Source organism: Leuconostoc inhae (assembly GCF_019656015.1).
Classification (GTDB): domain Bacteria; phylum Bacillota; class Bacilli; order Lactobacillales; family Lactobacillaceae; genus Leuconostoc; species Leuconostoc inhae_A.
The window spans coordinates 1-11,848 of the sequence record NZ_BPKW01000026.1 but is presented as its reverse complement, the minus strand read 5'-3'; the positions used below and the strand labels follow the sequence as shown (position 1 = coordinate 11,848).

Annotated in this window: 6 protein-coding genes; all 6 read left to right on the top strand. The window is 33.8% G+C overall.

Going from position 1 to position 11,848, the window contains the following annotated elements:
- Positions 1-36: 36 nt before the first annotated feature.
- The 6 genes from K5Q14_RS09530 to K5Q14_RS09505 all read left to right on the top strand — a co-directional run bounded on the left by K5Q14_RS09530 (position 37) and on the right by K5Q14_RS09505 (position 11,822).
- A complete protein-coding gene (locus K5Q14_RS09530; RefSeq protein ID WP_220735476.1) occupies positions 37-600 on the top strand; it encodes a DNA-binding protein in 564 nt (187 codons plus the stop codon).
- A gap of 33 nt (positions 601-633) precedes the next feature.
- Positions 634-3,828 carry a helicase-related protein gene (locus K5Q14_RS09525; protein WP_220735475.1) on the top strand — a complete coding sequence of 1,065 codons (3,195 nt, stop codon included), beginning with the start codon at positions 634-636 and terminating at the stop codon, positions 3,826-3,828.
- A complete protein-coding gene (locus K5Q14_RS09520; RefSeq protein WP_220735474.1) occupies positions 3,829-4,386 on the top strand; it encodes a DUF4391 domain-containing protein in 558 nt (185 codons plus the stop codon).
- Between the two features lie 3 nt (positions 4,387-4,389).
- Positions 4,390-6,231: a site-specific DNA-methyltransferase gene (locus K5Q14_RS09515; RefSeq protein ID WP_220735473.1), complete on the top strand. Its 1,842-nt coding sequence runs from the start codon at positions 4,390-4,392 to the stop codon at positions 6,229-6,231.
- A gap of 34 nt (positions 6,232-6,265) precedes the next feature.
- On the top strand, positions 6,266-9,382 hold the full coding sequence (locus K5Q14_RS09510; protein ID WP_220735472.1) for a type III restriction-modification system endonuclease: 3,117 nt from the start codon (positions 6,266-6,268) through the stop codon (positions 9,380-9,382).
- 1,285 nt (positions 9,383-10,667) lie between these two features.
- Positions 10,668-11,822 (top strand): RepB family plasmid replication initiator protein, encoded by a 1,155-nt coding sequence (locus tag K5Q14_RS09505; RefSeq protein WP_220735471.1) that lies wholly within the window; start codon positions 10,668-10,670, stop codon positions 11,820-11,822.
- The last annotated feature ends 26 nt before the right edge of the window (positions 11,823-11,848 follow it).

Here is an 11,848-nt window from a genome sequence, read left to right as displayed (position 1 = left end):
AGTATCTACCAATCGTTAAAAGGCAGGATATAGATCATGAGTGAAAATTTTAAAACAATTCGAGAACTTGCTGATGAGTTGGGAGTATCCAAAAAGAAAATACATTACCAAGTGTCTAAATTAGATAGTAATTTGATACAAAGATTGGACGGCACTATATATCTTGGTAAATCTGCAATATCAAAGATAAAATCGAATATGGGTTACTCTAAAATGTCTATTTCAGATACTTTAGATATCCAAAATAGACACGTATTAGATAGTGGATTAGACACTGAAAAAAATAAACTAATTAATGAAAAGTCTGAACAAATTAGTTATTTGAAAGAGCAATTGAATAAAAAAGATGGTCAGTTAGCTATCAAAGATGAACAGATAAAAAGTCTAGTTGAAATTCAGAATCAGACACAAAACTTACTAGATCAACAACAACGATTAGCATTACAGGATAAAAAACTGCTAGAAGAATACAAGTCAGAAATACAAAGCCTCAAAGCATTAACAACAGAAGATAATAAAGCTCATGCAGAAGAACAGTCTGAAGATGCTAATATTAGTGTAAAAGATAAATCAAAGCGCTGGTGGCGCTTTGGAAAGTAGAAAAAATTTTTAGAGAAAGACTGCTGGGATAATATGAAGAATTTTGATAATGTGAATGAACGAGTAATAGACGATTTGAGGCAAGAAATTAAGTCTCATAGCAAAATAAAAATCGCAGCTGCATCTTTTTCAATCTATGCGTATGAGGCACTTAAAACCGAATTAGAAAAAACAGATGCTGTTCAATTTTTGTTTACGAGTGATTTATTTACGAAAGAGAAAGTGCCTAATGAAAAAAGAGAGTTCTTTATTCCACGGTTAAATCGTGAGAGTCAGTTATACCGCGATGGCTTTGAACTAAAAATACGAAATGAGCTATCTCAAAAAGCCATTGCTAAAGAGGTTGCAGAATGGATTGAGCAGAAAGTTACCTTTAAATCAAATATATCTGGTAAACAATCAGATAATTTTATGATCATTAATAGCAAAAATGATACCAATGTATACTTACCGATTGATGAATTTACAACATCTGAATTGGGTGTATCTCAAGGGGAAAAACTTTTTTATAATATTTCAAAGTTTGAGAACGAAAATACACAGCGATTTCTGAATGCATTTGATCAAGTGTGGAATAATCCCGATTACGTTGATGAGGTTACTAATACTGTTTTAGATAATATAACAGCTGCCTATCAAGAAAATGCGCCAGAATTTATCTATTACCTTGCGTTATACAATATATTTAGTGAGTTTTTGTCAGATTTGGACGCAGACTATCTGCCAGATGAACGTACCGGATTTAAAGAGTCAAAAATTTGGTCACTTTTGTATGATTTTCAAAAAGATGCGGTTGTGGGTGCGATTAGCAAATTAGAGAAACATAATGGGGTGATTTTGGCGGATTCTGTTGGGTTAGGGAAAACATTTTCTGCCATAGGCGTGATTAAATACTATGAATCTCGTAATAAAAATGTTCTTGTCTTATCTCCTAAGAGATTGAAAGATAACTGGAATAATTACAAGAATAATTATAAAAACAATCCTCTAGCTGAGGATCGATTACGGTATGATGTCTTATTTCATACTGATATGGACAGAGAACAAGGCGAAAGTAACGGAATTGATCTCGGGAAAATAAATTGGGGAAACTACGATTTAGTTGTGATTGATGAAAGTCATAATTTCAGAAATGGTGATGGCACAACTCATAAGAAGGATGATGGATCTGAAAATCGTTATCAAAAATTAATGCGTAAAATTATTAAGACAGGTGTTAAAACAAAGGTGCTGATGCTTTCTGCAACACCAGTTAATACTGATTTTTCAGATTTACGCAACCAATTGATGCTATCTGCAGAAGGTGACAGTGATACTCTAACTCAGAGTTTAAACACCAAAAATTCTGTTACAGAAATTTTTGCACAAGCACAAAGGTCATTCAAAGAGTGGTCGCAATTGGATGTTTCCAATCGTACAACAGAACAGCTGCTTGATATGTTGGATTTTGACTTTTTTGAATTACTCGATAGCGTCACAATTGCCCGTAGTCGTAAGCATATCCAAAAGTATTACGATAAGAAAGCCATTGGAAACTTTCCGAAAAGGCTGCCTCCCATCAACAAGAGCCCTAAATTAACAGATTTAGATATATCATATAATCAAATTTTCTTGTTTATTGATCGTCTTAACCTAGAAGTTTACAATCCACTACAATACGTCTATCCATCTAAAATTAGTAAATATATTGATGAAAGCCGTCCAAATGCGGCTAGCTGGGGAAATCGTGAAAAAGGTCGTAACCAATTGATGGTTACTAACTTATTGAAACGAGCGGAAAGCTCAATTTATAGTTTTCGATTAACTAGCGAACGGATTCTAAGCAACATTGATCATAAATTACAAACCATCTCTAATTACGAGAAATATAAGCAAGGCATCATTGAAAATATTGAAGATGATTTTGAAGAGGATACATTTACAGTTGGTAAGGATCTAAAAATTGATTTAGCTGATATGGACTATCTATCATGGCGTGAAAAGCTATTAGCTGATCAAAATATTTTCATGGAATTATTAAATTTAATTAAGGTAATTACACCAGATCATGATGCTAAGTTATCAGAATTAACAGCATTAATTCGCAATAAAATTCAACATCCTATTAACGCTAATAATCATAAAATTATTATTTTTACAGCCTTTTCAGATACGGCAGACTATTTGTATAACTATCTATCAGATAGACTCCATCAAGTTGGTAACCTACATACGGCTCTGATTTCGGGAAGTAGAACGGCTACTACCATTTCAGATGTAGGAAATGACTTTAATACGTTACTCACATTATTTAGCCCCAAATCTAAAAATCGTGACGCCTTAGGTTTGCATGGTGAAATTGATGTCATCATTGCAACTGACGTCATTAGTGAAGGTCAAAATCTACAGGATGCAGACTATTTAATTAATTATGACATTCATTGGAATCCGGTCCGTATTATTCAAAGATTTGGCCGAATTGACCGTATTGGTTCAATGAATGATGTTATTCAAATGGTGAACTTCTGGCCAGATATTAGTCTTGATGAGTATATTAACTTAAAAGCGCGCGTTGAAAATCGTGCTAAACTAGTGGCGGTATCGTCAACAGGTGAAGATACCATTGATAATACAGATCCAGATATGGCCTATCGTAAAAAGCAACTTGAAACGTTGCAAAATGAAGTAGTTGATTTAGAGGATATGTCTAGCGGTGTCAATATTATGGACTTAGGTCTTAATGAGTTTCAACTTGACCTGAAAAAACTGCGCGAGAAATATGGTGATTATGAGGCAAAGCCATATGGAATTCATGCGATAACCCAATCTGATAATAACCATCCAGCAGGGGTTATTTTTGTTTTAAAAAATCACAATAATGCCATGAATATTGATAAACAAAATCGATTGCATCCATTTTATTTAGTCTATATCGATGAAAATGGTGAAGTAGTCTCAAGTCACTTTAACCCAAAAAAAGTTCTGGATGACATGAGATATCTTTCTAAAGATAAATCACTACCTATTGAGAATCTCACGCAGTCATTCAATATAGAGACCCGTGAAGGAAAAGAGATGAGTAAGTATTCTAATTTACTGAACCAAGCAATTGATTCAATGATTAATGGTAAACAAGAAAAAGATATTGATAGTCTCTTTACGACGGGAGGCACCACAGCTTTAGAAAATGATATCACTGGGTTAAATGATTTTGAATTAATTGATTTTCTGGTCGTTAGAGGTGAGTAAATGATATTAGATATTCCAAAACAGGCCGTTGTAAATCGTATTATTCCAAAAGATAGGTTTAACTTTGAAGATGCTAAAAAAATTGAACGTATCCGTTGGGTGGGGAAACTTGCGCCTAATACGATTAATCTGCCTGCTAACAAAATACAGGAAATTGAGATTTTTAGTGTTGACATGATCGACTTTGATTTAAATGTTATTAAAGAGATTGTCACTAAAATACCGCAAGAAATTTTATTCATCGTCAATGGTGAACTGGGCATCATGTATTATCTAGATCAGTTTATTTCTAAAAAAGGGGCTGATAAACTTCAACTGAACGGTTTATCGATTGATGATGTTCGCGATAACTTTATTCGCCAATTGTTAGATATTACAGACATCTCAAAACCTTTGAAACAACAAGTTGAAAAAATACAGCTATTGCATGAATTGGAATCCGAAATAGATCGAATCAACAATCAGATTAAAAGAACGGTCCAAATTAATAAAAAACAACTCTTGGCTAGAGAAAGATATGCACTAGAGCAGCGTTTGGCCAAATTTAAAGGAGAATAAGAAATGCCCGATATACCAGAAAAAATTAATTTATCTAACGTTAATTCACGTCAAGTCAATCCTGAATTATTGAATGAATTACGTGATTTATTTCTCAAAGCAGAAGAACAAAAAGAACGTTACGATTTTACGTGGAACGGAAAAGCAAAAGCTTATTTTGAAGCTGCAGCACCAACTACTAAAACACTGCGTGCACAACCAGAAGAAAGTGTGAATTTTGAAAAATCGGAGAACCTATTTATTACGGGGGATAATCTTGAAGCATTGAAATTATTGCAAGAATCCTATCTGAATAAGATTAAACTTGTATATGTTGATCCACCATACAACACTGGAACCAATATGATATATTCAAATGACTACTCTGTTTCAAGTAAAGAATATCTAAATGCTACAGGAGAAACGGAATTTGGTTATAAACTCGTTAGTAACCCTCTAACAGATGGGCGCCATCATTCACGCTGGTTGTCAATGATGTATCCCAGAATAAAAATTGCTAGAAATTTGCTATCTGATGATGGATTTATGGTTCTAGCAATGGATGATAGTGAAATTGAAAATTTAATAAAATTAGGGGACGAGATATTTGGAGAAGAAAATAGAATAGGCATAGTTACCGTTGTACACAAACCTGAAGGAAGAAATCAAGAAAAATTTTTTGGAACCAGTAATGAATTTGCTTTGTTTTATGCCAAGGATAAAACAAAGGCTAATTTTCAAGATGTTATTTTAGATACGGAAAAATTAAATGAATATAATTTTTCTGATGAAAATGGCAAGTTCAAAAAGAAAAACTTTATACGTAAGGCCGATGGTAAGTATGCAACAAGAGAGGCCAAACCCAATTTTTGGTATCCAATATATGTTAGCAAAGATAAATTATCAGTTTCTTTAACCCCAATGGAAGACTATGATAAAGTTTTACCAATAATTGAGAATGGTGTGGAGCGGACATGGAAAACATTACCAAACACTTTTCTTAAACTTTTTAATGAAGGTGAAATTGTTATAGACGATATTTTAGGAAATATAGTTATTTCTGAAAAAATGAGAGAAAAGCAAGTTATTAAAACGCACTGGATTAGGAAAGAATATCATGCCTATCATTTTGGTACTAAGATATTAGATAGTTTACTTGAGGCAAAAACATTTGACTTCCCAAAATCTTTATATCTTATGAAGGATATTTTAAAAATAACTACTGAAAAAGATGATATTGTACTTGATATGTTTGCAGGAAGTAGCACTACCGCCCACGCACTACTTGAGCTAAATAAAGAAGGGGACGAGAATAGGAAATTCATATCGATGCAGCTAGATGAAGTGACAGACGAGAAATCTAATGCTTATAAAGCTGGCTATACTACAATTGATCAGATATCCAGGGAACGTATACGACGTGCTGCTGTTAAAATTGGTGATAAGAGTGGCTTCCGTGCCTTAAAGGTGGATTCAACAGGTTTAAAAGAAGATGTCTTTAAAACAGCTGGTGAACTCGATCAAGTAGATTTGCTACAAGATATTGATAATCACTCTGATAACCGTTCAGATTATGACTTACTCTATGACGTATTAGTAGATGGTGCGTTAGAATATAATCGATCAATTACGATTGACACGATGAATGATGAACAGATTATCAAATATGATTATTTAGGCGAATTATCGGGGGTAGTGTGCTACTTCGGTGAAAACCTAACAGATGAGTTAACCCGCCAAATTGCCACACTCAAACCTTTGATTGCAGTTTTCAAAGAATCAACGTTTGATAAATCAGCTCAAAAGGTAAATGTGATGGAGCAGTTCCGGATTATCAGTCCTGATACGAAAGTTAAGGTAATTTGATGAAAAAGTATCAAGATAGTCTGGAGGAACAGCAATGAAACTGCAGTATAAAAATCAACCCTTTCAGCTAGAGGCCGTAGAGTCTGTCATAGCTACTTTTGAGGGACAACCTAGAAAAAATAACATGTCTTATATGATGGATATGGGACATGAAAAAAACGTATCTTTAGACATTGTCAATGGATTTAAAAACGCAGATATCACATTATCTGAGAGTGATCTTTTAAAAAACATTCAAGTAACTCAAAAAAACAATGGACTAGCAACTGATACTCAGCTAGTTAAGATGGCCATTGGTGGTAAAGATAAAAGTACAAAAACTGATAATTCTCGCAATATTCTAACTTTGTCAGTAGAAATGGAGACGGGTACAGGTAAGACATATACGTATATCAAAACCATGCTTGAATTAAATAAGCAATATGGTTGGTCTAAATTTATCATTGTCGTTCCGAGCGTCGCCATTCGTGAAGGTATCGCCAAAACATTTGAGTCTACCGCCGAACATTTTAAACAATCATATGGCATTGGTGTTCGTTACTTTATTTATAATTCTAGTCACCTTGATCAAATTGAGGCATTTGCGAGCGATGCGGGTATCAATGTAATGATCGTCAATACACAGGCGTTTAACGCACGTGGAGCTGATGCACGACGAATCGACATGGTATTAGATCAATTCCGTGGTAGACGCCCTATTGATGTCATTTCAGCAACCCATCCAATAATGATCATTGATGAACCGCAATCGGTTTTAGGAAATGGGTCAAAAGCTGAACTGAATGCAACACGCGTTGGGTTAGCAAAATTTAATCCTCTATTTTTCATTAATTACTCAGCGACACATCGTGATAACTATAATATGATTTATCGATTAGATGCTGTAGATGCCTATCAAAAGAATCTAGTAAAAAAAATCGCGGTTAAAGGGATTGAAATATCGGGTTCCAATGCATCTAGTGGCTATCTATATATTGAAGCCATTAAAGAGAAACCCACATTAAAGGTACGGATTCAATTTGATAAACTATCCGCTACAGGGAGTGTGGTTAAAACTTCCAAGTTATTAGATAAAGGCGACAATATTTACCCTATTTCGGGGGAAATAGAATCTTATAAAAGTGGATTTATCATATCAGAAATTAATGCTGTGGAGCAGTTTGTTGAATTTACTAACGGTATGAGGTTATCTGTTGGTGAAGTCGTTGGAAATACTAACGAGGAAGATTTGAGACGGATACAAATCCGTGAGACCATCCAATCGCATTTTGCTAAAGAGGAGAGTCTATTTAAGCGCGGTATTAAAACGTTGTCCTTATTTTTCATTGATGAAGTATCTAAATATAAAAATTATGATGCTATCGATGACAAAGGAATTTACGCTACGATTTTTGAGGAAGAATATCTAAATATTGCACGAGATCGATTAGCGGATTCTTTATTAGACGCAAATTATCGCTCTTATCTTGAACGCGAATTGAAATCTCCTGAAAAGGTTCATGCTGGATACTTCTCAATCGATAAAAAAGGGAAGGCTGTTGATAGTAAAATCAAACGTGGTAGTGAGTCTAGTGATGATATTTCAGCCTATGACTTGATTATGAAAAATAAAGAGCGGCTTTTATCATTTGAAGAACCTGTTCGTTTTATTTTCTCTCACTCAGCGCTAAAAGAAGGCTGGGATAATCCCAATGTCTTTCAAATTGCAACGTTGCGTCAATCTTCATCTGATATTAAGAAAAGACAAGAAATCGGTCGTGGATTACGTTTGGCAGTTAATCAAAATGGCGAGCGCCAAGATGCGCAATCTTTAGGTGAAAATGAGGTGCAACAAGTAAATGTGTTGACTGTTATCGCCAATGAGAGTTACGAAACATTTGCTCGAGGTCTTCAATCTGAAATAGCTGACACCATCAAAAATAGACCTAAATTCATCGAACCCAAGCTATTTGAAGGGCGAGAACTAGTTGTAGAAGATAGCACTGGACAAGTAACTGACAGGATACTGGTTGATAATACTCAGGCAGCTGAAATATGGTCTAGTTTAAAATCAGGAATGCTAATCGACAAAAATAAGCAATCGTCTGATACTTATAAAAACCTATCAGCTCCAGAACAATTAGCAGCAATTCAGGATGCCTTAGATGATGATCTTAAAATATTCGCACTACCTATTCAAAATTTAATCAATAGTGTATATAGCCCAAAAGATTTGCCAATTGACAATGAGAATAAACGCACTACTTTGAAATTAAATCGTGAAAAATATGCTAGTACAGAATTTAAAAGCTTATGGTCAAAAATAAACCGAAAGTCTTACTATACCGTCGATTTTGACGATCAAGAAATTATTGAAAAGTCAATTCAACTTATCAATAAAAATTTAACGGTGAAAACGCTAAAAGCTCGTATTACTGAAGGTAATATGTCCGCGAATGATACGGGAACAAGTTTTACAGTTAATGATAAGCGAACAACTGATATCGATAGGCCTGTAAACCATGTGAAATATGATTTAATCGGAGAAGTTTCTCAAAATGTAGGGTTACTACGGAAAACAGTTGGTTATATTCTAACTGGTATACACTCAGGACAATTCGCAAAATATCAATCTAATCCTGAAAACTTCATTGTGCAAATTAGCAATATCATTAATGCTGTCAAAGCACAAAATATTATTTCACATATTGTTTATAACAAGTTGGATGAGGTTTGGGATGAAGATGCAATATTTGCCAATAATGATATCCAAGGTATTATGGGGCAAAATGTATTCGATGCAAAAAAACATCTTTATGATAAAGTTCGTGTTGATTCTGAAGTTGAGAAACGCTTTGCTAGCGAACTAGATGTTGAACAGAATGTTGAAATGTATGTTAAATTACCTGGTGGGTTCTATATCAATACGCCAGTAGGTAAATACAATCCTGATTGGGCGATTGTCTTAAACGAACCCGATCAGAAGCACGTCTATTTTATTGCCGAAACCAAAGGCGTTGCAGAGAATATTGAACTAAGTTTAAAAGGTGTTGAAAATGCTAAAATCGAATCAGCACGTCAGCATTTTAAAATTATTTCAAATAGCGAAGTGACCTATGATGTAGTCGATAGCTATGAAAAAATGATGGATAAATTATCTTCAAATATCTAATAAGGGTCTATAATTACATAATCGCCCCTAGGAAAGACCATTAAAACAGCCCCCATTATCTACCGGTTAGATAATGGGGGCCGTTTTTTTGTTAAGTGATATAATAAACCATAAAAGAAGTTTGGAAATACGGTCCTGGTCATCAATAAATAAACAATTTAATTAATTATCTATTTAATTAATTATTTAATTTCAGAGTCCTCACAAAATATTCTTAGCAATTCTCTATATCAACAACAATAAAAAGCTAGTTATCGATCCAAATTGGGGCAATAATTAGCTTTTTATTTACCAGCCCATGATAGATTAGTTATAACCCATAGAGCATATCTCTACTCATCAATACACTCTTATCAACGCAAAAAGGTTTAGTGAATAATCACTAAACCTTTTTGTGTTTCTACCAACCAACGGGCGGTTAGTTAAGTTGTTGCCACCGGCAACTTCTGGTACACATTTTAAGCACAAATCACGCCCAAAAATTGGGTGGAGTGTAAGTGCGCATTCTGATGTACATTCTGATGTAATCAGGAGAGCAATTTCATCACTTTAAAAAAGTGATGTGTAAGTGCGCATTGCCCTCATTTCATTCGGTTATGATTCTTGCAAATAATTGCTTGTATATTCAGCTTTTTTAAGATTTAATGCCATTATTTTGTGATCTTATGGCTATTTAATAAAATGACTAGTCATTACTGTTTTGAGTCATATGATTTTCAGAATAGACTAGTGATTTGATTCTTAATTGATACGTTAAACGCGTATACAGATAAAATGTTCTTGGTTAGTAAGGCATTAACTTTAATCTGCGCAAAAAAACACCTATAACGAATAAAACGCCATGAAAAGCTCTTTGTAAGCCTTTTATGGCGTTTTATTCGTTATAGACGATATTTTATATGGATGATGCTTAATTGCGCTCAAAAGCGCTTATATGGCCTTAAAAATAGCGGTCATAAATTAGGTATGGTCAATCTTCTGATTTTATTTTTCAGCATGAAAAAGGTGCAGCCTATTATAAGTTTATCTTTTATATTTTAATCTTTTGTTCTTTTGCGTGCTTAGAAAGTGAGTGTTATCAGTACTTTAGAGTTAAATACGTGTACAAAATACTGTGCATACGTGTACAAAATACTGTGCATACGTGTACAAAACACTGTGCATACGTGTACAATTTTATTTTTTATGTACACCTTAAATGATATAATAAAAAGCATAAAGAAATTCCCGTCTAAAAGTTTTTCTTTATGCTTATCCAACAATACGCCTAAAGGAGCGTATTTATATGACTATTATACCAGAATCAAAGACAAGGCAGGTACAGACCTTGAATGAATTATCAAGAAGAAAAGTCGTTGAACATAATAGTTTGATCACATCCATTGCCAAAATGGATAAAACCCCGCTTAAAATGTTTGAATTAGCTGTTTCTTTAATTGATACCGACAATCCACCTCAAGATCAGACGGTTTATTTATCAAAGAAAGAAATGTTTGCTTTCTTTAAAGTGAATGACAACGATAAACATAGTCGCTTTAAACAAGCGATTGAAAAAATGCAAAAACAGGCGTTTTTTCAAATTAGAGAAAAAACCAGTCAGGGATTTCAATTTGAAAGCATTGTTCCTATACCGTATGTAAAGTGGACGGATTATAATGACGAAGTGAAAATTGAATTTCATCGTGAAATTATGCCTTATTTAATAAATCTCAAAACTAATTTTACGCAACATGCTTTGTCAGATATTGCAGAATTGAATAGCAAGTATGCAATTATTTTATACCGTTGGTTATCGATGAATTACAATCAGTACGAGCATTACAGCGTTAAAGGTGGGCGAAGACAAGACCAAATTGATGGTTATCGTAATCCTGAAATCAGTATCCGAGATTTACGAGAAATGACAGATACGGTAGATGAGTATCAGGATTTTAGAAATTTTGAAAAAAGAATTTTAAAAAATGGTATTGAAGAAATTACAAATCATACAACTTTTAATGTGACGTACGAAAAAGTTAAAAAAGGCCGCAGAATTGATAGCATTGTCTTTCACATTAATAAAAAACAAATTGCAGATGACAGTAGTTATAAACAGGATGATCCTCTTTATATCGAGGGTAAGATTCGTCAAGAAGAAACAGAAGATATGTTGACTGTTAAGGCAATAAAAAGTCCATATACAAAGTTACTTATGGAGCAGTTTTTATTGTCATACATTGATTTGACAGATACGGCTATTTTGTCAGGGTTACAGAAAAATGTTTATACACTCTATGACGAATTAAAAGACTTACGAGGGTTAAACGGTGTGAAAGATCACCTAGCGTATATCCGAGATAAACAAGATGACTATTCTAAAAAGAACATTGCCAAGTACCTTAAAAAATCAATTGAACAGTATCTACCAATCGTTAAAAGGCAGGATATAGATCATGAGTGAAAATTTTAAAACAATTCGAGAACTTG

What these genes read in the sequence shown, in the direction of transcription:
- K5Q14_RS09530 (WP_220735476.1), top strand. Translation starts at nt 37, where the DNA reads ATGAGTGAAAATTTTAAAACAATTCGAGAACTTGCTGATGAGTTGGGA.
- K5Q14_RS09525 (WP_220735475.1), top strand. Translation starts at nt 634, where the DNA reads ATGAAGAATTTTGATAATGTGAATGAACGAGTAATAGACGATTTGAGG.
- K5Q14_RS09520 (WP_220735474.1), top strand. Translation starts at nt 3,829, where the DNA reads ATGATATTAGATATTCCAAAACAGGCCGTTGTAAATCGTATTATTCCA.
- K5Q14_RS09515 (WP_220735473.1), top strand. Translation starts at nt 4,390, where the DNA reads ATGCCCGATATACCAGAAAAAATTAATTTATCTAACGTTAATTCACGT.
- K5Q14_RS09510 (WP_220735472.1), top strand. Translation starts at nt 6,266, where the DNA reads ATGAAACTGCAGTATAAAAATCAACCCTTTCAGCTAGAGGCCGTAGAG.
- K5Q14_RS09505 (WP_220735471.1), top strand. Translation starts at nt 10,668, where the DNA reads ATGACTATTATACCAGAATCAAAGACAAGGCAGGTACAGACCTTGAAT.